Here is a 20254-nt window from a genome sequence, read left to right as displayed (position 1 = left end):
GGCTGAACGCCCCAGTATCACCCGCCGTGGTTGCCCCCCGGGCGTGCGGGGCCGGTGCCGGTCCCCTGGGGCAGCAGGGGCAGGGTCACGCGCACGCGCAGGCCGGGACCCTGGCGCGCGTCCAGCAGGGTGAGCTGGCCGCCGTGGCGGCGGGCGATGTCGTGGGCGATGGCCAGGCCCAGGCCGCTGCCGGTGCCGCGGGCCCCGGTGCCGCGCTGGAAGCGTTGCAGGGCGGCATCCCGTTCGGCCTCGGGGATGCCCGGCCCGTTGTCTTCCACCTCCAGCCAGGCCAGGTCGCCCTCGCTGCCGGTGCGCACGGTGACCTGCGGGTGCTCGCCGGCATAGCAGGCGCAGTTGTGCAGCAGGTTCTCCAGCAGCTCGCGCAGCAGAAAGGCCTGGCCGCGCACCGGCGCGGGCTGCAGCTCGAAGTCCAGCTCGGGTTCCGACGGTCCCCCCGGCAGGCGGGTCACCCAGTCCTGGGCCACCTGGGTCACCACCGCCCGCAGGTCCAGGGCCTGGGGCGACTGGGGGGTTTCGGCCTCGGCGCGGGCCAGAGCCAGCATCTGGTGGGCCAGGCGGGCGCTGCGGTCCACCGCACGCTGCAGGCGCTGCAGCAGCGGGGTCAGCTGCGGGTCATGGGGCTCCAGCAGGGCCAGGTCGATCTCGGTGCGCAGCGCCGTCAGGGGGGTGCGCAGTTGGTGGGCGGCATTGGCCAGGAACTCCCGCTGGTGCGCTGCGGCCTGGCTCAGACGGGTGAACAGGCGGTTGAAGGCGGCGATCAGCGGGCTGAGCTCCGCGGGCACGGCCGTGTCCAGGGGGTCCAGCCGGTCCAGGTCGCGCCGCTCCACCTCCTGGCCCAGGCGCTGCACCGGCTGCAGGCCCTGCCAGATGACGCCCCAGCCCGCCAGCATCAGCAGGGCGCACAGCATCAGCAGCACCAGGCCGGTGGCCATCAACAGCTGGCGCTGCAGGCTGTCGCGCTTGTGCAGGGTCTCCGCCACGAACATCTGGCAGACGGCGTTGCCGGGCCCGCAACGCGCGCCCAGCTGGGCTAGACGCACCGGCTCACCTTCGAGCGTGCGGGTCGAGAAGCGCCAGTGCCCGGCCGCCAGCGGCGCGTCGGCCTGGGCCAGGATGTGCAGCGAGGTGTCGCCCTGCAGCGCCTGGCCACCGGGCGCCAGGGCCAGGTAGAAGACGCGGTCCTGGCGGTCGAAGCGCAGGGCCTGGTCGGTGGCCGGGGAGACGTCCATCGACAGCTGGCCGTCCTGTGCATGGACCAGGGACACCAGCGACAGGGCGGTGTCGCCCAGGGATTCGTCCAGCCAGTCCATGGCCGTGCCGTGCAGCAGGCGGTACAGGCCCAGTCCCAGCAGCGGGGTGATGGCCAGCACCGGCACCACCAGCCACAACGCCAGTCGCCACTTCAGGCTGCGCGGCGGCCGGGCCGCCGACGTCACGGCAAGGCCTCTTCCAGCAGGTAACCCAGGCCGCGCAGCGTGCGCAGGCGCAGCCCGGCCGGTTCGATCTTGGCCCGCAGGCGCGAGATGCAGACCTCGATGGCGTTGTCGGACACGCCCTGCTCCCAACCGGTGCTGGCCTGGGCCAGCTGGTCCTTGGCCACCACCTTGTCGGCCCGGGCGAGCAGAAAGCCCAGCACCTCCCATTCACGGGCCGACAGGGCCAGCGGCGCATCACCGATGAAGGCGCGCCGGGCTTCCAGGTCCATGCGCAGGGTGCCCAGCTGCAGGCCGTTGCCCAGGCGGGTGCGGCTGCGCCGCACCAGTGCGCGCGCGCGGGCGATCAGCTCGTTGAGCGAGAAGGGCTTGACCAGGTAGTCGTCGCCGCCGCTTTCCAGGCCGCGCACCCGGTCCTCGATGGCGTCGCGGGCGGTCAGGAACAGCACCGGCAGCTGGCTGCCCTGGGCGCGCACCCGGCGCAGGGTCTCGAAGCCATCGATGCCCGCCAGGCCGATGTCCAGGATCAGCAGGTCGTACGGGTCCTGGGCGATGGACAAGGCCACGGGCTCGCCGCGAGCGGAGCAGTCCACTTCCCAGCCCTGCGTGCGCAGGGCCCGGGCGGTGGACTCGGCCAGCCATTCGTCGTCTTCGACCAGGAGAATTCGCATGGGCGCCAGCATAGCGGCAGCGTCGGTCCAACTCATCGGGCAAGCTTGCGGCAAGCTGTCCCCATCTCCGGGGTCAGCGTCAGTGCATCAGCGCGTCGGCGCCGGCCATGGCCAGTCGGTGGTCGGGCAGCCCGGCGGCCAGATCGTCCGGGTCCAGGTTCAGGTGGGTGATCAGGGCTTCCTGTGTCTGACGCAGGCCCTCGGCGGGGTCGGCGTCCAGGTCGCGGTGATCGGCGATCACGCTGGCCAGGCGCAGCACCGCGCCCAGGCGCGAGAAGGGCCGCGAGCCCAACGGGTCGACCGCGGCGCCGAAGGCGGTGACCAGCACCGTCGGGAAGCGCCAGTGGCGGGCCAGCTCGGCGGTGATCTCCGGGTGGGCGCAGCCCAGGATGCCGGACTCGAAGTCGATGCGGCTGTCCGGCGCCAGGGCGTGGCGGCTGACCTCGGCGGCACCCGCCGGGTCCACCATGGCCATCAGGATCTGGCCGGTGCGCAGCATCAGGCCGCCCAGGTAGGCCACGGCCGGGTCCACGTCCAGCCGCGGGGCGATGGCCTGGGCGTAGCTGGCCACGGCCAGGGTGCCGCGCCAGAAGGCCAGGCGGTCGAAACCCTCCAGATGGGGAAAGGCTCCCATCACGCTGACCGACAGCGTCAGTTCGCGCAGGGCCCGCAGGCCCAGCAGGGCGGCGGCGTCGTGCAGGTTGTCCACCTCGCGGCGCGGGGCGGTGTGGGCCGAGTTGGCATAGCGCAGTACCCGGGCGGCCAGGGCCTGGTCACGGCCGATCAGGCCGGAGAGCTCGCCCAATGAGAGGTCCTCCCGGCCGAAGGTGTCCATCAGCTGGCAGGCCACCTCGGGCATCGCCGGCAGGGTGGCGGCCTTCTTGACGTAGGGATCGGTGAGCGACACGGGGACTCCGGCGGTGGGGGGCGGCGATGACGCATCATCGTCCTCGCAAGCCCGCCCGTGAGCGCCGAAAACCGCGGCCATCGCCCCTGTTTTCCGCGCCGGGGCCACCACCGTGACATCTGTCGCGCCGCGGTCGGCCCGCGCGGGGCCGCTCAGCTGGTCGACTGTCCGACCAGACCCTCGCGGGTGGATTCGCGCACCCGTGCGCCCATCCAGATCTTCATCAGCATGCGGAAGAAGGGCTCGCCGGTCATCGTCTCGCCGATGTGCTGGCCGTTGAGCGTCATGTCGATGTGGTTGGTGGAGGGGACATAGTCCAGCGTCACGAAGTCGCCCCTCATCAGCTTGCTGCGGTTGCTGAAGGCCGAGCCGAACTGGGCGATCTGGATGAAGTTGCCCGCGATCTCCTCCGAGGTGGCGTTCTTGCGCAGCCGGTCGATGAAGGTGTTGGAGAGGTCCTTGGCCGAGACGTCGCGCAGGCTGTAGAAGCACAGACGCTTGGGGCCGGGCTCGGCCAGCGCGCCTTCCACCGTGGTGTGCTTGCGCTGCAGGTACAGCGCCACCACCGTGGTGCGCACCGACAGGATGTAGGAGACCGCGGCACCGTTCAGAGACAGCGACTTGCCGCCCAGCGAGAAAGTGGGGTCGAAGCGGAAGCCCGCCACCTCCAGCGGGGCTGCTGCAGGCTGGGACCCGGCGGCGGCGGGCGCCGGGGTGGCGGTCTGGGCCCAGGACGAACCGCCGGCCGAAGCGGTCAGCATCCACAGCAGGGCATCACGACGGGAAGAGGGCATGGTGGTGAGGGTGTAAGCAACTGACACAATTTTGTGGCAAGTTACCGACAAAACAGGGCATCTCTCGAAGACATGCCGGCGCCGATCACGGTAATGTCAGTAACTTGCCGTGAACTGTATTAAAACTCCCACATGTCGTTGTCCCTGTTTTCCCGTGTGTGTGGCCTGGCGTTGACCGTGGCCGGTGTTGGTGTGGCACATGCCACGGAAGGCCAGCAATTGCGAGCCCTGCTGGGGGCGCCCGGTCAGGAGATGACCGTGCCGCAGAACCCCGGCTTGTACGGGCAACTCTGGTACCAGCACTACGAGGCCACCCGCTTCCTGGATGGCGGGGGCCACCGGCAGGCCATCGACGTGGGCAATGGCGTCGAGGCCGAGCGGGGCGGCGCCATCGTCGCCAACGTGGTGGTGCCGCGTCTGACCTACCTGAGCGAGACCTACTGGGGCGAGGGCCGCCTGGGCGTGTCGGCCACCATCCCGATGATCGACCTGACGGCCCACACCACCCTCACCGGCCGCTTCCCCACCGGTTTCCCGGATGCGATGAAGCCCTATGTGCAGGCCCAGCTCAACGCCGCGGCGGCCGGGGCTTCGGACAGCACGACCGCCCAGGGCGACATGGAGATCGCTCCCTTCATCGACTTCCAGGACGACACCTCGCGCGTCATCCTGATGACGGCCTTCGTGGTGCCCACCGGCGACTACAACAAGGACAACGTCGTCAACGCCGGTGCGGGCCGCTTCTGGACATGGCGTCCGGGCTTCGTCTACGGCCGCGCCTGGGACAACGGGCTGGAGTTCGGCACCCGGGTGACCTACTCCTTCAACGGGGTCAACAGCGCCACCCATGTGCGCTCGGGCCAGTACGTGCACGCCGACTATTCGCTGATGTACCGCTACAGCGACCTGTGGCGCTTTGGCCTGCAGGGCTATGCGGTCAAGCAGTTCACCAAGGACACCGGCCCCGGCGTGGCCGCCGACGGCAACAAGGCCCAGACCTACGCCCTGGGCCCCTCGGTGGGCTACCAGTCCGAGGACGGCGAGTTCGCCGCCGAACTCAAGGTGCTGCCGGAATTCCACGCCCGCAACCGGCCCGAGGGCACCACGAGCTGGCTGCGCCTGATGTTCCGGCTGGATTGACCCTCTCTTGAGGACCGGGCGGCTTCAGCGCCGCCCGTACATCATCTGCCGCGCCAGCGCGTGGCGGGCGGGCGGCAGGGCCTGCAGCGCGGCCAGGCCCAGGCCGCGCAGGGCCCCCAGGCCGGGCCAGTGCCAGGTGAAGCTGCGCGCCAGGAAGTCGGTTGCGGCGATCATGCTCCAGCGGTCCGGCGCGCGCTGCCATTCGATGCGGCGCAGCGCGGCGTCCACATCCTTCGCATGGCGCAGCGCCTGCACCAGCGCGAAGGCGTCGCGCAGGCCCAGGTTCAGACCCTGGCCGGCCACCGGGTGCAGGGTCTGGGCCGCGTTGCCGATGCGCACCTGCCGGCCTTGCACCAGGGTGCGCTCGGCATTCAGGCCCAGGGCGAAGCACTTGAGCGGGCCCAGGCCGGTCAGCCGGCCCACGGCGTCGGGCAGCAGGCTGTTGATCACCGTCAGGCGCTGGGCGTCGTCCAGCGCGGCCACCGGGTCGCCCTGGCTGGGCACGCACCACACCAGCGAGGCCCGTCGGCGGCCATCGGCCGCGGGCTTGAGCGGCAGCAGGGCCAGCGGCCCGTGGCGGGTGAAGCGCTCCATGGCCAGGCCCGGCGGCATGTCGTGGTCCAGCGTCACCGGGCCCACCCAGGCGTTCTGGTGGTAGTCGCGCACCACGGCCTTGCGGGCCTGGTCGGCGAAGACGCCGCCTTCGGCCACCACCGCCAGGTCGAAGGTCTCGACGATGCCGGCGTCCACCTCGACCCCGCCCTGCGCCGGCAGGTTCTTCAGGCCGGCCACCGGCGTGCCGAAGCGCATCGCGCAGCGGCCTGGCTGGGCGGCGCAGGCCGCCACCCAGGCGGCCTGCAGCGGCGCCACCACCTGGCCGTAGGACAGCACCGCACCCAGCATGGGCACGGCCTGCTCCTGGGCCGTGATGCGCACCTCGGCCTGCGGCAGCGGGCGGCCGAAGACCCCGTTGAAGGTGGGGGGCACCTGCGACACATGCACCTGGGTGATGGGCTGGGCCACACCCTCGGGCCAGGCCTTCAGGCGCTGCAGCAGCTGCACGCTGCCCAGTGAAAGCGCCAGGGTGCGCGGGTCGCCCGAGACATCCTTGTCGGCCGGGCGGGCATCGAAGACGGTGACGGCGGCCTCGGGCCATTCGCGCGCGGCCAGCAGGGCCAGGGCCAGGCCGGCCGGGCCGGCACCGATGACGGCCAGGCGCAGCGGGCGCAGGGCCGGGGTGGCAGAGGTGGGGGTGTCCATGGGCAGCTTCGTCAAAACGGGGGGCTGGACGCTCCGGCCCCGGCGCGTATTATTCGCCGCGCCGGCGAGGGGCCGGCGGATGCCAGGGAGCCGAGCATGGGCCTGATGGATTTCATCAAGAAACAGTTCATCGACGTCATCGAGTGGACCGAGGAGGGCGATGGCACCCTGGCCTGGCGCTACCCCATGGCCGACCATGAAATCCAATATGGCGGCTCGCTGACGGTGCGCGAGAGCCAGATGGCCGTGTTCGTCAACGAAGGCCAGGTGGCCGATGTGTTCGGCCCGGGCCGCCACACGCTGAACACCCAGACCCTGCCGCTGCTGACCAACCTGAAGAACTGGGACAAGCTGTTCCAGTCGCCGTTCAAGAGCGACGTCTACTTCTTCAGCACCCGCCAGCAGATCGACCAGCGCTGGGGCACCAGCCAGCCGGTCACCCTGCGCGACAAGGACTTCGGTGCGGTGCGGCTGCGCGCCTTCGGCAACTACAGCTACCGCATCACCGACCCCAAGCGCTTCCACACCGAGATCTCCGGCACGCGCGAGCGCTACACCGCGGCCGACCTGGACGGTCAGCTGCGCGGCCTGATGCTGCAGCACATCAGCGACGCGGTGGCGCAGAGCGGTGTGCCCTTCCTGGACCTGGCGGCCAACCAGGTCGAGTTCGCCCAGCAGCTGCAGCAGGCCACCGCACCCTCGTTCGAGGCCCTGGGCCTGAAGCTCGAGGGCGTGACGGTGCAGAACGTCTCGCTGCCTGAGGAGTTGCAGAAGATCCTGGACCAGAAGATCGGCATGGGCATGGTGGGCCAGAACATGGGCCAGTTCATGCAGTACCAGACGGCCCAGGCCATCCCCAAGCTGGCCGAGGGCGTGGGCCAGGGCGGCGGCGTGGCGGGCGACGCCATGGGCCTGGGCGCCGGTGTGGCGCTGGGCCAGGTGCTGGCGCAGCAGCTGGGGCAGGGCCTGGGCGGCGCGGCGACCTCCGCTGCCGGGTCCGTTGGGATCAAGCCCGACGAGATCATGGCCACGCTGGAGAAGCTGGGCGAGTTGAAGGCCAAGGGCATCCTGACCGACGAGGAATTCGCGGCCAAGAAGGCCGAGCTGCTGAAGAAGCTGGTCTGAGCACGCCGCTGTTGTTCGCGTGACCGAGCCGTCTTCCACGCCGCGGCCCCAGCGGGCTTGGCGCGCGCTGTGCCCCAACTGCGGGGCGCCGGTCGAGTTCGCTTCGGCGGCCTCGGCCAGCGCCGTCTGCAGCTTCTGCCGCAGCACCCTGGTGCGCGAGGGCGAGGCCCTGCGCCGCATCGGGGTCAGCGCCGAGCTCTTCGACGACCACAGCCCGCTGCAGCTGGGGGTGACGGGTCGCCACCAGGGCGTGGGTTTCACGCTGGTGGGCCGGCTGCAGTACCGCTACCCCGAGGGCACCTGGAACGAATGGCACCTGCTGTTCGATGCCGGGGCCGACGCCCCGCCACGCCCGGCCTGGCTGAGCGAGGACAACGGCGCCTATGTGCTGAGCTTCGACCAGCCGCCGCTGGCCGAGCCGCCGGCGCTGGACGGCTGGTTCGCCGGCCAGCGGGTGCTGGTGGATGGCCGGGCCTGGAGCGTGGCCTCGGTGCAGACGGCCTCGCTGATCGCCGCCCAGGGCGAGCTGCCCCGGCCGCCGAAGCTGCAGGGCAGCTTCACCGTGGTGGACCTGCGCAACGAGCGCGGCGAGGTGGGCACGCTGGACGATGCCGATGGCACGCCGCTGCAATGGGCCATCGGCCGCAGCGTGGCGCTGGCCGAGCTGGCGCTGCAGGGCTTGAAGGAGAGCAGCGAGAAGACGGTGGCTGGCCGCAGCTTCGCCTGCCCCAGCTGCGGCGCCGCCATGGCGCCCGCGCTGTCCAGCACGCAAAGCCTGACCTGCGGGCAGTGCCATGCGGTGGTGGACATCTCCCAGGGCTTGGGCGCCGACCTGGCCTGCTATGCCCAGGCCAACAGCGGCGTGGGCGGGCTGGAGCCGCAGATCCCGCTGGGCCGCACCGGCCGGCTGGCGCTGGGTGCGGAAGGGCCGTTGGACTGGCAGGTGGTGGGCTACCAGGAGCGCTGCGACCTGCCGGCACCGGGCAGCGACGACGAGCAGACCTTCTGGCGCGAGTACCTGCTCTACCACCGCACCGCGGGATTCGCCTTCCTGGTCGATGCCGAGGACGGCTGGAGCTGGGTGCGGCCGATGACGGGCGTGCCGACGGTGCGCGGCGAGCAGGCGATGCTGGAGGGACGGGTGTTCCGCCAGCGCTGGCGCTACGATGCCAAGGTCACCTGGGTGCAGGGCGAGTTCTACTGGCGGGTGCAGCGCGACGAGCGCGCCAGCGTCACCGATTACGACGGCCCGGGCGGGGCGGTCCTCTCGCGGGAGGAGACGGGGCGCGAGGTGGTCTGGTCCCTGGGCCGCACCTTGGATGCCGCCACCGTGCAGACCGCCTTCGGCCTGAGCGGTCCGGCCGCCGCGGCGCTGCGCCGCGACGCCACCCCGCTGGCCGGCAAGGGGGGCGGGCTCAGCCAAGGGGTGGTCATCCTGGTGGTGGTGGTCGTGGTGATGCTGCTGATGAGCCGCTGCGGCAGCGAGGACGCCTGCAGCGACGAGCGGGCCACCTTCGGCGAGGCCAGCACCGAATACCAGCAGTGCCTGGCGCGCCAGCAGCGCTCGGGGGGCTTCCATGTCGGCACGGGCGGCGGCTCGTTCGGCGGCTTTTCAACCGGCGGGGGCGGGCACAAGTGAGTGCCGCGCACCGGCTTTCGCGGAGGATGCAACGATGATCATGGGCTGGGACTGGCTGCACCCCGACGTGGTGCTGGGCTCGGTGCTGTACGCGCTCCTGGGCGTGGCGCTGCTGTGGGTGAGCTTCGCGGTGATCGACAAGATCACCCCCTACAAGCTGTGGGAGGAGATCGTCGAGCACAAGAACGTGGCGCTGGGCATCGTGGTGGCCGGCATGTTCATCGCCATCGGCCAGATCGTGGCCGCCGCCATCCACGGATGACCGTTTCTGTGTCCCCGGGGTCGTCCGGTGCCCCCGCGCCCGACGAGGCGCCGAGCACCGCCTCGGCCGCCGAGGTGCTGCTGCTGGCCTCGGTCTTCGTCATCGCCGCCTGCGGCCTGGTCTATGAGCTGAGCGCCGGCGCGCTGGCCAGCTACCTGCTGGGCGACTCGGTGCTGCAGTTCTCCACCATCATCGGCGCCTACCTGGCGGCCATGGGGGTGGGCTCCTGGCTCTCGCGTTTCATCGACCGCCAGCTGGTGGCGCAGTTCCTGCGCATCGAGTTGCTGGTGGGCGTGGTGGGCGGCACGCTGCCGGCGGCCCTGTTCACCGCCCACTCCAGCCTGCCGGTGGCGGCACAGGCCCCCTTCCTGGTGCTGCTTTACGCGCTGGTGGTCTTGGTGGGCGTGCTGGTGGGGCTGGAGATCCCGCTGGTCATGCGCATCCTCAAGCGCCACTTCCAGGCCCGCTACGGCCTGAAGGACCTGGTCTCGCAGGTGCTCACCTTCGACTACCTGGGCGCGCTGGTGGTGGCGCTGGCCTTCCCGCTGCTGCTGGTGCCGCACCTGGGGCTGATCCGCACCGGCTTCTTCTTCGGCCTGCTCAACGCGGGCGTGGCGGTCTGGGCGCTGTGGCTGTTTCGCCGCAGCCTGCGCCACTGGCGCGCCCATGCGCTGGCCTGCGCCGCGGTGGTCGTGGCCCTGCTGGCCGGCCTGGCCGGGGCCGAGCGCCTGACCACCTGGGCCGAGGACCGCTTCTACGGCGAGACCATCCTGCTGCGCGAGACCAGCGCCTACCAGCGTGTGGTCGTCACCCGCAGCCGGGCGGGCATCCGCCTGTTCCTCAACGGCAACCTGCAGTTCCACTCGCGCGACGAGTACCGCTACCACGAGGCCCTGGTGCACCCGGCCATGGCGGCCCAGGGCGCGCCCAGGAGGGTGCTGGTGCTGGGCGGGGGCGACGGCATGGCCGCGCGCGAGATCCTGAAGTACCCCTCGGTGCAGCAGGTGACCCTGGTGGAGCTGGACCCGCAGATGACGCGGTTGTTCTCGACCCAGCCGTTGCTCACGGTGCTCAACCATGGCGCGCTCACCGACCCGCGCTTGAAGGTGGTGAACGAGGACGCCTTCGGCTGGCTGGCCGCGCACGACCGGCCCGAGGACGTGTACGACGTCATCGTCATCGACTTCCCCGACCCGACCAACTTCGCGCTGGGCAAGCTCTACACCACCACCTTCTACACCCTGGTGGACCAGCACCTGGCGGCCGATGGCTACGCGGTGGTGCAGACCACCTCGCCGCTGGTGGCGCGCAAGAGTTTCTGGACGGTGGCCGCCACGCTGGAGGCGGTGGGCCTCACCACCACCCCCTACCACGCCGACGTGCCCAGCTTCGGCGAGTGGGGCTTCATCCTGGCCAGCCACCGACCCTGGCACCCGCCGGCCGCGCTGCCGCCGGGCCTGCGCTTCCTGACCCTGTCGGGCCTGCCGGCGCTGTTCGACTTCCCGCCCGACATGGCCCGGGTGCCGGCCGAGCCCAACCGCCTGTCCACCCAGGGCCTGGTCCACACCTTCGAGGAGGAGTGGGGCCAGGTGCACCAGCCGTGAGGGTGGCGCCGCGATGAACGGCCCGACCCGCCGCCGCTGGCTGGGCGGCAGCCTGGCGCTGGCCGCCGGCGGGGCCCTGACGGGCTGCGCGCCACACGCCTCGGACGCCCTGCCAGCCGATCTTCCGGTGCGCTGGGTGGGCGCCCGGCTGGAGCGCGGCCACCGCCTGCGCGAGCGCAAGGCCGGCGGTTGGCCCGCGCCCGCCCTCACCCGCCGCGCCGGCGCCCTGGTGCTGGGCGGTGGCGTGGCGGGCCTGTCGGCCCTGCGGGCCCTGGTGCGGGCCGGGGTGGACGATGCCCAGTTGCTGGAGCTGGAAGACACGGTGGGCGGCAACGCCCGCGGCCACCAACTGGCCGGGCAGGGCTGCCCGCTGGGCGCGCACTACCTGCCGGTGCCCGGCCCCACGGCCCATAAGGTGGGCGAATGGCTGCACGAGATCGGCCTGCTGCAATGGGACGGCCTGCGCGGTGCCAGCCGGCCCGACGAGCGCTTTCTCTGCCACGCGCCGCAGGAGCGCCTGTTCATCGACGGCGCCTGGCAGGAAGGGCAACTGCCTTCGGCGGCCGGCCGGCCGCAGACGCTGGACCAGTACCGCCGTTTTGCCCGGCGGGTGGCCGAGGTCCGCCGCCTGGGCTTTGCCCTGCCGACCTGGCGCGCGCCCTGGACGCCGGCCCACGCCGCGCTGGACGGCCAGACCTTCGCCGTCTGGCTGGCCGCCGAGGGCCTGGACGACGCCCGCCTGCGGGCCTACCTGGACTATGCCTGCCGCGACGACTACGGCGCCGGGCTGGACACGGTCTCGGCCTGGGCCGGATTGCACTACTTCGCCAGCCGGCATGGCTTCGACGCACCGGGCGAGCCGGCCGAGGCCGATCCGGGCCTGTTCACCTGGCCCGAGGGCAATGGCTGGCTCACGCAACGCCTGGCCCATCCGCTGAGTGAGCGCCTGCACACAGGCCAGACCGTGCTGGCGGTGGAGGCGGGGCGGCAGGGCGTCACGGCCACTGTCTGGAACGAGGCGGCCGGCCGGGTCGAGGCCTGGCAAGCACCGCAGGCGGTGCTGGCCCTGCCGCTTTTCATCGCCGCCCGGGTGCTGGTGAACCCGCCGCCGGCCCTGGGGGCCGCGGTGGCCGGGGCCCGCTACGCGCCCTGGCTGGTCAGCAACCTGGCACTGGACGAAGCGCCGTTGGCACGCCCGGGCTTTCCGCCGGCCTGGGACAACGTGGGCTACGCCCCGGCCGGCAGCACCCGCTGCCTGGGCTATGTGGACACCACCCACCAGCGCCTGGACCCGCGGCCGGTGCCACCGGTGTGGACGGTCTACCACGCGCTGGCCGAGGCCGACCGTCCCGCCTTGCGCGACCAGCCGGCGGCGTTCTGGCTGCGGCGGGTGCTGGCCGACCTGGCGCCGCTGCATCCGGACCTGCCGCGCCGCCTGCAAGCGGCCGATCTGATGCGCCACGGCCACGCCATGCGCATTCCCGCGCCGGGCACGCGGGGCTCGGCCGCCCTGGCCGCCCTGCGCGCCATGCGGGGCCGGCTGCGCTTCGCTCACGCGGAATTGGCCGGTTACTCGGTGTTCGAAGAGGCTTTTACCCTGGGACAGGTGGCCGGACAATCGAGTCTCTCAGGTGGCGACTGAGCCACAGAGTCAGGGAACAATTCACGCGACGGCCGGCACGGGTCTGCCGTTAGGATGCGGAACCTGGCCCGAGCCCAGGCCAGGGGACAACGCGCGACGGGATGTGATGTCGGATTCGACCGTGGTTCGTGACGAGCAGGAGGCTGCGTCGGCAGGGGGGTGGCGTCGGCGCCATCTGGGCCGCGTCGTGCTGTCCTGTCTGGGGCTGAGTGTCGGGCCCGCCTGCGCCGCCGAAAGCCGCACGCTGCGGGTTCTCGCCTGGCCCGGCTATGCCGATCCGGACCTGGTGCACCGCTTCGAGCAGAACCTGGCCGCGCGGGTCGAACTCACCATCGTCGACACCGACCAGGCCCTGTGGCACCACATGCAGCCCGGGCCCGGGGCCAACTTCGACGTCGTGGCCGTCAACACGGCCGAGCTGCAGCGCTACATCCAGCTGAACGCCGTGCAGCCCCTGCAGCTCAAGAGCCTGCCGGGGCGGCAACGGCAGTTGGCGCGCTTCCAGGCCCTGGAAAGCATTCCCGGGCTGGTGCATGACGGCCGCAGCTACGCCATCCCCTACGCCTGGAGCGAGATGGGGCTGATCTACCACCCGGACCATTTCGCCACGCCGCCGGCGTCCATTGCGGCGCTGTGGGATCCGCGTCTGCAGGGGCGGGTGCTGGCCTATGACGGCGGCACCCACGCCTTCTCGCTGGCGGCGCAGAAGCTGGGCCTGCCCTCGCCCTTCCGCATTCCGGCGTCCCAATGGCCGATGCTGGTGGAGAGCCTGGTGGCGCTGCGCCGCAACGTCAGCGGCTTCTACACACTGCCGGAGGAATCGCTGGACCTCTACCGGCGCCGCGGCGCCTGGCTGATGCTGGCGAACTAGGGGCGCCAGCAGTTCCAGCTGCTGCGCCAGGCCGGCCTGGATGTGCGCTACACCCTGCCCCGGGAAGGGGCCCTGGCCTGGCTGGATTGCTGGGCCGTGACTCGCCAGGCCCGGGATCCCGACCTGGCCCATGCCTGGATCAACCACATGCTGTCGCCGGCGGCCTCCGAAGCCCTGCGCCAGCGCCAGGGCCTGGGCGCCACCACCAACGATGGCGATGCCCCGGCGCTCACAGGGCGCCTGGTGTGGCTGGAGCCGGTGGAGGACGACGACCGTCGCAACCGCCTGTGGCGGCGAATCGTCTCGGGTGATTCGGTGGCCAAGGTGCTGCGCTCATGAAACTGGGCATCGCCACCCGTCTGACCCTGTGGATGGCCGTGCTGGGTTGCGGCGCCGCGGGCCTCACCGGCTATTACGCCTGGGATGCGAGCTGCCGGCTGGAGCGCCAGTCGGCCCACAGCGAGCTGCTGACCTCGACCCAGGTGCTGGCGCGGCGCATCACGCTCAACCTGGAGTCGATCGAGCGCAACCTGCAGGTCATCGCCCGCCTGCCGGTCACCCGACAGGTGCTGGAACACGACCGCCCCGACGATGCCGACCGCCTGGCCGTGCTGTTCGCCGGGATGCTGGACGCCAACCCCTCCTACCTGCAGCTGCGGGTGATCGCTGCCGACCGTCACGGCCTGGAGCGGGTGCGGGTGGACCGGGTGGGCAGCGTGCCCCAGCGGGTCAGCGGGGCCGATCTGGAGGAGAAGGGCCACTTCCCCTATGTGGCCGACGCCCTGCCGCTGCAGGATGGGGCCTTCTATCTGTCGCGCATCTCGATCAACCACGAGACCAGTGCCGGCGCCGGTCCGGGCCTGCCCATGCTGCAGATGGCCATTCCGGTGCGCGAGCATGTGGGACCGGCCCTGGGCGTGGTGGTGGTCAATGTGGACCTCAACGGCCTGTTCCGCCTGCTGGCGGCCGATCTGCCGGAGGACTACCAGCTCTACCTGGCCAACGGGGCCGGCGACATCCTCATCCATCCCGATGCCAACCGGGCCTTCGCCTTCGACCGCGGCCAGCGGGCCCTGCTGCAGGACGAGTTCGCCCCGGTGGCACCGCTGCTCAGCGGGGACCGGGCGAACGCCGTGATCGACGCACCGGAAGGTGAACGGCCGGCGCAGATCGCGGCCTTCGTGGCGCAGAACATCGATTCCCCGGCCAATGGCGACCGCCTGGTGCTGGGCTTGTCCGAAGCGGAGTCGGTGGCCCTGGCGCAGTCCACCGCCATGGGCTGGGCGCTGCTGCGCATCGTCGGCGGCACCAGCCTGGTGGCGTTGCTGGGCGCCCTGCTGCTCGGCCGGGCGCTGACCCGGCCGCTCAATGCCATGGCGGCGTCCGCGCGCGGCTTTGCCGATGGCCACGAGATGAAGGATCTGCCGCTGCGCCGGGCCGACGAGCTGGGCTCGCTGGCACGCAGCCTCTACGAGTTGCAGGCCCAGGTGCGGCGTCAGCTGGGCGAGCTGCGCCACAAGCAGGACGAGCTGGCCCACCTGTCCCAGCACGACAGCCTGACCGGCCTGGCCAACCGCCGCCTGTTCATGGACCGGCTGGAGCAGGCCCTGGCCCTGGCGCGTCGCCACGGCCGCCGGGTCTTCCTGCTGTTCATCGACCTGGACGATTTCAAGATCATCAACGACCGGCATGGCCACTCGGCCGGCGACGAGGTGCTGCGCGTGCTGGCCCAGCGTCTGCAGAGCCAGGTGCGCGAACTGGACACCGTGGCCCGCCTGGGCGGCGACGAGTTCGTGGTCCTGCTGGGCGACGCGGTGGACGGTGCGCAGGCCAGCGTGGTCGCCCACAAGCTGCTGGGCGCCCTGCGGGAGCCGGTGTCGGTGGCCGGCCTGGCGCTGGACATCGACGCCAGCATCGGCGTGAGCAACTTCCCCGAGGACGGGCAGAGTGCCAGCGAGCTGCTGGCCCATGCCGACCGGGCCATGTACGCGATCAAGGCGCTGGGCGCGGGTGGCGTGGGCTTCATCGGCCAGGTGATGCCAGGCGATGCCTCCGGGGGCATCCGCTCCGTGCCCGCCGGCTGAGCCTGGCCATCATCGACCCGAAGCAGGACCGGAAGGCGGTCGCCGAGGAGCTGGACCCGGAGGAGGCCGGGCGCACGGGCTGCGCCGACGTCACCCGGCCGGCCGGCGACTTTCTGACGACGCACGACCTTTCCGTGCCGCAGCGGGCCAAGAGCACCCGCGTGAGCTGTTCGTTCCGGCAGATGAGCGACGCGCTGCTGCAGAAGGAGAAGATCGAGCGCGCCGTCTTCCATGAGCTGCCGGAGATCGGCAAGCAACGCCCCCGGGTGTTCCACGGCCATGTGGTCGAGGTGCGCGCCGGCGTGCGCAAGCGGGTGCGGGCCGCCGCGGGGCGCATCGAGGCGCCGGGCTCAGACCCGAGGACAGGATCGCGTCGGGCTCAGGCTGGCGCGTTGAGCGCGTTCAGGCGCTCCACCGTGCCCACGTCGGTCCAGGGGCCGTCCCAGCGGCAGGCCGCCAGCCGGCCGGCGTCCAGCGCCGCTTCCAGCTTGGGCCGCAGGGCCAGCCGGGTGCCGGGCGCGACGTCGGTGAACAAGCCCGGCTTGAACAGGCCCACGCTGGCCCAGGTGAGCTTGTCGGCCGCCGCCCGCGTGGCCAGCCCCTGGGCATCGATGCCGAAATCTCCGCCCGGGTGGTGCGGGGCATTGGGCACCAGCCACAGCCGGGCCCAGTGCGGGCTGGCGGCGAAGGCGGCCGCGTCGGCGGCCGCGAAGGGAAAGCCGGGCAGGAACACATCGCCCGACACGACCCAGAAGGCCTCCTCGCCCCGCGGCGCCAGCCAGGGCAGGGCCTTGGCGATGCCGCCGGCCGTCTCCAGCGCGCCGCCGTGGTCGCGGCCCTCCATCGAGTAGTGGATCTTCAGGCCCCAGCGCGCGCCGTCACCCAGCGCGGCGGGGAACTGATCTTCCAGCCAGGCGGTGTTGATCACCACCTCGCGCACGCCGGCGGCCGCCAGCGCCGCCAGGTGGTGGACGATCAGCGGCTGGCCGCGCACCGCCAGCAGCGGTTTGGGCGTGGCGTCGGTCAGCGGCCGCATGCGTTCGCCGCGGCCGGCGGCCAGGATCAGGGCGCGGGGCGGCGCGGGGGGCAGGCTCATCGTTCGGTCTCGACACCCCGGTGCAGACGCTGGACGGCCTGCCGGGTGGGTTGGAAGGCGTCCAGCAGGGCGCCGAGCAGGGCTTCGGCCCGGGCCGAGTTGTCCTCGCCCAGATTGCAGACATAGACATCCAGCGTCACCGCGCCGCGCTCGGGCCAGGTGTGCACCGCCAGGTGGGATTCGGCCAGCAGCACGACGCCGGTGACACCCGCGGGGCCGGCCACCGCCGGGTGCGGGGCGAAGCGGTGGAACAGCTCGCCCACCGCCTGCAGCCCTGCTGTCGCAACGGCCGCCAGACAGGTCTGGCGCAGCGCGTCCGCATCGGTCATCCGAGGCAGCGTGGAGGGGCAGCCGACCAGGTCGGCGGTGAGGTGCAGGCCCTGCATGGGCGCGCATTATCGGCCGGTCGCTAAAATACCCAGCTCCCCGCCAGGCCGGCTCGTCTGCGGCATTCCCGCTGCCCACGGGCTCCCTCATCACAGAAGATCCGAAGATCCTTCCCATGCCTTCCGACACTCCCAGCAGCACCGCCCTGACTTCTTCCGCCCTGGCCAACGCGATCCGCGCCCTGGCCATGGATGCCGTCCAGAAGGCCAATTCCGGGCACCCGGGCGCGCCCATGGGCATGGCCGAGATGGCCCAGGCCCTGTGGACCCGCCACCTCAAGCACAACCCTGCCGCGCCGCACTGGGCCGACCGTGACCGCTTCGTGCTGTCCAACGGCCATGCGTCGATGCTGATCTACGCCCTGCTGCACCTGACCGGCTACGACCTGCCGATGGATCAGCTCAAGGCCTTCCGCCAGCTGCACAGCCAGACCCCGGGCCACCCCGAAGTGGACGTGACCCCGGGCGTGGAAACCACCACCGGCCCGCTGGGCCAGGGCGTGACCAATGCCGTGGGCATGGCGCTGGCCGAGAAGCTGCTGGCCGCCGAGTTCAACCGCGACGGCCACACCATCGTCGACCACCACACCTACGTCTTCCTGGGCGACGGCTGCATGATGGAGGGCATCAGCCACGAGGCCTGCGCCCTGGCCGGTGCCTGGAAGCTCAACAAGCTGATCGCGCTGTACGACGACAACGGCATCTCGATCGACGGCAAGGTGGCTCCCTGGTTCGTGGACAACACCGCCCAGCGCTTCCAGGCCTATGGCTGGAACGTCGTCGGCCCGGTGGACGGCCATGACGTCGACGCGGTGGATGCTGCCATTGCCCAGGCCAAGCTGAGTGCCGACAAGCCCACGCTGATCGTCTGCAAGACCGCCATCGGCCACGGTTCGCCCAACCGTGCCGGCACCGCCAAGGCCCATGGCGAACCCCTGGGGGCCGAGGAAATCGGCCTGACCCGCGCCGCCCTGGGCTGGTCGGCCGAGCCCTTCACCGTGCCGGCCGAGGTCAAGGCCGGCTGGGATGCCACCGCCGCCGGTGCCGCCGCGCAGGCCGCCTGGGACGAGCGCTTTGCCGCCTACGAAACCGCCTTCCCGGAACTGGCCGCCGAGTTCGTGCGCCGCATGGCGGGCGAACTGCCGGCCGACTTCGCCGAGATCGCGGTGGATGCCGTGGGCGACGCCCATGACAAGGCCGAGACCGTGGCCAGCCGCAAGGCCAGCCAGATCGCCCTGGGCCACTTCACCGCCCGCCTGCCCGAACTGCTGGGCGGCTCGGCCGACCTGACCGGCTCCAACCTGACCAACACGCCCAGCACCCCCGCTTTCCGCGTGGACGAGGTCGGCGCCGTGGTCAAGACCGAAGACGGCAAGATCGGCCGCCACATCAACTACGGCGTGCGCGAGTTCGGCATGGCCGCCATCATGAACGGCGTGGCCCTGCACGGTGGCTACATCCCCTACGGCGGCACCTTCCTGACCTTCAGCGACTACAGCCGCAACGCCATCCGCATGGCCGCGCTGATGAAGAAGCGCGTCATCCACGTCTTCACCCACGACTCCATCGGCCTGGGCGAGGACGGCCCCACCCACCAGTCGGTGGAGCACGCCGCCAGCCTGCGCCTGATCCCCGGCCTGGACGTCTGGCGCCCGGCCGACACGACCGAGACCGCGGTGGCCTGGACGATCGCCCTGGCCAACAAGCACCGCCCCAGCGCGCTGCTGCTCTCGCGCCAGAACCTGCCCTACCTGCCCAAGACCGACGCCGACGTGATCACCCGCGGCGCCTACATCCTGTCCGAGCCCAGCGAGGTCGGCCTGAAGAAGGCGGCCAAGGCGGTCATCATCGCCACCGGCTCCGAGGTGCAGCTGGCGCTGCGCGCCCAGGAAGAACTGGCCAAGAAGAAGATCCCGGTGCGCGTGGTCTCCATGCCTTCGACCACCGTGTTCGACCGCCAGGACCTGGACTACAAGAAGGCCGTGCTGCCGCCCAAGCTGCCGCGCATCGCCGTCGAGGCCGGCGTGACCGACTTCTGGTGGAAGTACGGCTGCGCCGCCGTGGTGGGCCTGGACCGCTTCGGCGAATCCGCTCCCGCCGGCGAGCTGTTCAAGCTCTTCGGCTTCACCGCCGAGAACATCGCGCTGACCGTGCGCAAGGTGCTGGCCAAGTAAGCCACCGCCGATCGATTCCGCTGTTATTCCAACCTTACTGACTCGGAGAGATCCCATGACCATCAAGATCGGTATCAACGGCTTCGGCCGCATCGGCCGCATGGTGTTCCGCGCTGCGGTGCAGAACTTCGCCAACGACATCGAGATCGTCGGCATCAACGACCTGCTGGAGCCCGACTACCTGGCCTACATGCTGAAGTACGACAGCGTGCACGGCCGCTTCAAGGGCGAGGTCTCGGTCGAGGGCTCGAACCTGATCGTCAACGGCAAGAAGATCCGCCTGTCGGCCGTCAAGGACCCGGCCGAGCTGAAGTGGGATGAAGTCGGTGCCGAGGTGGTCATCGAATCGACCGGCCTGTTCCTGACCAAGGAAACCGCCGAGAAGCACCTGAAGGCCGGCGCCAAGAAGGTCATCATGTCGGCCCCGTCCAAGGACGACACCCCGATGTTCGTCTATGGCGTGAACGACACCACCTACGCCGGCCAGGCCATCATCTCCAACGCCAGCTGCACCACCAACTGCCTGGCCCCGGTGGCCAAGGTGCTCAACGACACCTTCGGCATCAAGCGTGGCCTGATGACCACCGTGCACGCCGCCACCGCCACCCAGAAGACCGTGGACGGCCCGTCCAACAAGGACTGGCGCGGTGGCCGCGGCATCTTGGAGAACATCATCCCCAGCAGCACCGGTGCCGCCAAGGCCGTGGGCGTGGTGATCCCCGAGCTGAACAAGAAGCTGACCGGCATGTCCTTCCGCGTGCCGACCTCCGACGTGTCGGTGGTGGACCTGACGGTCGAGCTGAACAAGGAAGCTTCGTACGAGGACATCTGCGCGGCGATGAAGGCTGCTTCGCAAGGTGCCATGAAGGGCGTGCTGGGTTACACGGAAGACAAGGTGGTGGCCACCGACTTCCGTGGCGAGTCCTGCACCTCGGTGTTCGATGCCGAGGCCGGCATCGCCCTGGACAAGACCTTTGTCAAGGTCGTGGCCTGGTACGACAACGAGTGGGGCTACTCGAACAAGTGCCTGGAGATGGCCCGCGTGATCGCCAAGTGATCCCGGCCGACGGTCTGACCGTCTGAACCACGCCCCGGTGCCGCCAGGTCCCGGGGCGTTCTTGTTTGGCGTCAAAGCGAGCATATCC

General features: G+C 71.0%; 18 protein-coding genes. 11 read left to right on the top strand and 7 right to left on the bottom strand.

Annotated features, from left to right (window positions below; genetic code table 11):
• Positions 1-17: 17 nt before the first annotated feature.
• The 4 genes from LRM40_RS21490 to LRM40_RS16200 all read right to left on the bottom strand — a co-directional run bounded on the left by LRM40_RS21490 (position 18) and on the right by LRM40_RS16200 (position 3826).
• A complete protein-coding gene (locus LRM40_RS21490; protein ID WP_170288976.1) occupies positions 18-1457 on the bottom strand; it encodes a sensor histidine kinase in 1440 nt (479 codons plus the stop codon).
• Positions 1454-2125, bottom strand: a complete 672-nt coding sequence (locus tag LRM40_RS16210; protein ID WP_151125754.1) for a response regulator transcription factor — start codon at positions 2123-2125, stop codon at positions 1454-1456. The genes LRM40_RS21490 and LRM40_RS16210 overlap by 4 nt, the downstream gene beginning before the upstream one ends.
• A gap of 79 nt (positions 2126-2204) precedes the next feature.
• Positions 2205-3032, bottom strand: coding sequence for an HDOD domain-containing protein (locus LRM40_RS16205; protein ID WP_170288975.1), 828 nt, complete (start codon positions 3030-3032; stop codon positions 2205-2207).
• 152 nt (positions 3033-3184) lie between these two features.
• Entirely contained in the window at positions 3185-3826 is a 642-nt protein-coding gene (locus LRM40_RS16200) for a chalcone isomerase family protein (RefSeq protein ID WP_151125752.1), read from the bottom strand.
• A 132-nt stretch (positions 3827-3958) separates the two neighbouring features.
• Here LRM40_RS16200 and LRM40_RS16195 point away from each other — a divergent pair, with 132 nt between their 5' ends.
• Positions 3959-4966: a SphA family protein gene (locus LRM40_RS16195; protein WP_151125751.1), complete on the top strand. Its 1008-nt coding sequence runs from the start codon at positions 3959-3961 to the stop codon at positions 4964-4966.
• 24 nt (positions 4967-4990) lie between these two features.
• On the opposite strand, the gene LRM40_RS16190 is transcribed toward LRM40_RS16195, so the two are convergent.
• Positions 4991-6226, bottom strand: a complete 1236-nt coding sequence (locus LRM40_RS16190) for an FAD-dependent monooxygenase (protein WP_211373065.1) — start codon at positions 6224-6226, stop codon at positions 4991-4993.
• 96 nt (positions 6227-6322) lie between these two features.
• On the opposite strand from LRM40_RS16190, the gene LRM40_RS16185 reads away from it, so the two are divergent.
• From LRM40_RS16185 to LRM40_RS16150, 8 genes are all read left to right on the top strand, one after another.
• Positions 6323-7351, top strand: a complete 1029-nt coding sequence (locus tag LRM40_RS16185; protein WP_151125750.1) for an SPFH domain-containing protein — start codon at positions 6323-6325, stop codon at positions 7349-7351.
• 19 nt (positions 7352-7370) lie between these two features.
• Entirely contained in the window at positions 7371-8990 is a 1620-nt protein-coding gene (locus tag LRM40_RS16180) for a DUF4178 domain-containing protein (protein ID WP_151125749.1), read from the top strand.
• 34 nt (positions 8991-9024) lie between these two features.
• Positions 9025-9252 (top strand): DUF350 domain-containing protein, encoded by a 228-nt coding sequence (locus tag LRM40_RS16175; RefSeq protein ID WP_374429852.1) that lies wholly within the window; start codon positions 9025-9027, stop codon positions 9250-9252.
• Positions 9249-10856 (top strand): polyamine aminopropyltransferase, encoded by a 1608-nt coding sequence (locus LRM40_RS16170; RefSeq protein ID WP_151125748.1) that lies wholly within the window; start codon positions 9249-9251, stop codon positions 10854-10856. The genes LRM40_RS16175 and LRM40_RS16170 overlap by 4 nt, the downstream gene beginning before the upstream one ends.
• Positions 10857-10869: 13 nt before the next feature.
• Positions 10870-12498 (top strand): NAD(P)-binding protein, encoded by a 1629-nt coding sequence (locus LRM40_RS16165; RefSeq protein ID WP_231067599.1) that lies wholly within the window; start codon positions 10870-10872, stop codon positions 12496-12498.
• A gap of 106 nt (positions 12499-12604) precedes the next feature.
• Positions 12605-13369: an ABC transporter substrate-binding protein gene (locus LRM40_RS16160; protein WP_231067598.1), complete on the top strand. Its 765-nt coding sequence runs from the start codon at positions 12605-12607 to the stop codon at positions 13367-13369.
• Between the two features lie 18 nt (positions 13370-13387).
• Positions 13388-13708, top strand: a complete 321-nt coding sequence (locus tag LRM40_RS16155) for an extracellular solute-binding protein (RefSeq protein ID WP_375138575.1) — start codon at positions 13388-13390, stop codon at positions 13706-13708.
• Positions 13705-15453, top strand: a complete 1749-nt coding sequence (locus LRM40_RS16150; protein WP_151124643.1) for a diguanylate cyclase domain-containing protein — start codon at positions 13705-13707, stop codon at positions 15451-15453. Before LRM40_RS16155 ends, LRM40_RS16150 begins: the two co-directional genes overlap by 4 nt.
• Positions 15454-15832: 379 nt before the next feature.
• Here the strand turns inward: LRM40_RS16150 and murU are convergent, their stop codons facing one another.
• Together murU and speD are read right to left on the bottom strand one after the other, a co-directional pair.
• The gene (gene murU, locus LRM40_RS16145; RefSeq protein WP_170288904.1) at positions 15833-16549 is read right to left on the bottom strand and encodes an N-acetylmuramate alpha-1-phosphate uridylyltransferase MurU; all 717 of its coding nucleotides are present in this window, start codon (positions 16547-16549) and stop codon (positions 15833-15835) included.
• A complete protein-coding gene (gene speD, locus LRM40_RS16140; protein WP_170288903.1) occupies positions 16546-16935 on the bottom strand; it encodes an adenosylmethionine decarboxylase in 390 nt (129 codons plus the stop codon). Before speD ends, murU begins: the two co-directional genes overlap by 4 nt.
• A 116-nt stretch (positions 16936-17051) precedes the next feature.
• Here speD and tkt point away from each other — a divergent pair, with 116 nt between their 5' ends.
• Together tkt and gap are read left to right on the top strand one after the other, a co-directional pair.
• A complete protein-coding gene (tkt, locus tag LRM40_RS16135; protein ID WP_151124641.1) occupies positions 17052-19109 on the top strand; it encodes a transketolase in 2058 nt (685 codons plus the stop codon).
• 55 nt (positions 19110-19164) lie between these two features.
• Positions 19165-20166, top strand: a complete 1002-nt coding sequence (gene gap / locus LRM40_RS16130) for a type I glyceraldehyde-3-phosphate dehydrogenase (protein WP_151124640.1) — start codon at positions 19165-19167, stop codon at positions 20164-20166.
• The last annotated feature ends 88 nt before the right edge of the window (positions 20167-20254 follow it).

It is taken from the genome of Ideonella dechloratans, assembly GCF_021049305.1.
Classification (GTDB): Bacteria; Pseudomonadota; Gammaproteobacteria; order Burkholderiales; family Burkholderiaceae_C; genus Ideonella; species Ideonella dechloratans.
The sequence above is the reverse complement of the archived record's forward strand: the minus strand, read 5'-3'. Positions and strand labels throughout refer to the sequence as shown.

Bases quoted from the DNA above. Each gene is read 5' to 3' on its own strand.
- LRM40_RS16210 (WP_151125754.1), bottom strand. From the start codon at position 2,125: ATGCGAATTCTCCTGGTCGAAGACGACGAATGGCTGGCCGAGTCCACC.
- LRM40_RS16200 (WP_151125752.1), bottom strand. From the start codon at position 3,826: ATGCCCTCTTCCCGTCGTGATGCCCTGCTGTGGATGCTGACCGCTTCG.
- LRM40_RS16195 (WP_151125751.1), top strand. From the start codon at position 3,959: ATGTCGTTGTCCCTGTTTTCCCGTGTGTGTGGCCTGGCGTTGACCGTG.
- LRM40_RS16190 (WP_211373065.1), bottom strand. From the start codon at position 6,226: ATGGACACCCCCACCTCTGCCACCCCGGCCCTGCGCCCGCTGCGCCTG.
- LRM40_RS16185 (WP_151125750.1), top strand. From the start codon at position 6,323: ATGGGCCTGATGGATTTCATCAAGAAACAGTTCATCGACGTCATCGAG.
- LRM40_RS16175 (WP_374429852.1), top strand. From the start codon at position 9,025: ATGATCATGGGCTGGGACTGGCTGCACCCCGACGTGGTGCTGGGCTCG.
- LRM40_RS16170 (WP_151125748.1), top strand. From the start codon at position 9,249: ATGACCGTTTCTGTGTCCCCGGGGTCGTCCGGTGCCCCCGCGCCCGAC.
- LRM40_RS16165 (WP_231067599.1), top strand. From the start codon at position 10,870: ATGAACGGCCCGACCCGCCGCCGCTGGCTGGGCGGCAGCCTGGCGCTG.
- LRM40_RS16160 (WP_231067598.1), top strand. From the start codon at position 12,605: ATGTCGGATTCGACCGTGGTTCGTGACGAGCAGGAGGCTGCGTCGGCA.
- LRM40_RS16150 (WP_151124643.1), top strand. From the start codon at position 13,705: ATGAAACTGGGCATCGCCACCCGTCTGACCCTGTGGATGGCCGTGCTG.
- murU (WP_170288904.1), bottom strand. From the start codon at position 16,549: ATGAGCCTGCCCCCCGCGCCGCCCCGCGCCCTGATCCTGGCCGCCGGC.
- speD (WP_170288903.1), bottom strand. From the start codon at position 16,935: ATGCAGGGCCTGCACCTCACCGCCGACCTGGTCGGCTGCCCCTCCACG.
- tkt (WP_151124641.1), top strand. From the start codon at position 17,052: ATGCCTTCCGACACTCCCAGCAGCACCGCCCTGACTTCTTCCGCCCTG.
- gap (WP_151124640.1), top strand. From the start codon at position 19,165: ATGACCATCAAGATCGGTATCAACGGCTTCGGCCGCATCGGCCGCATG.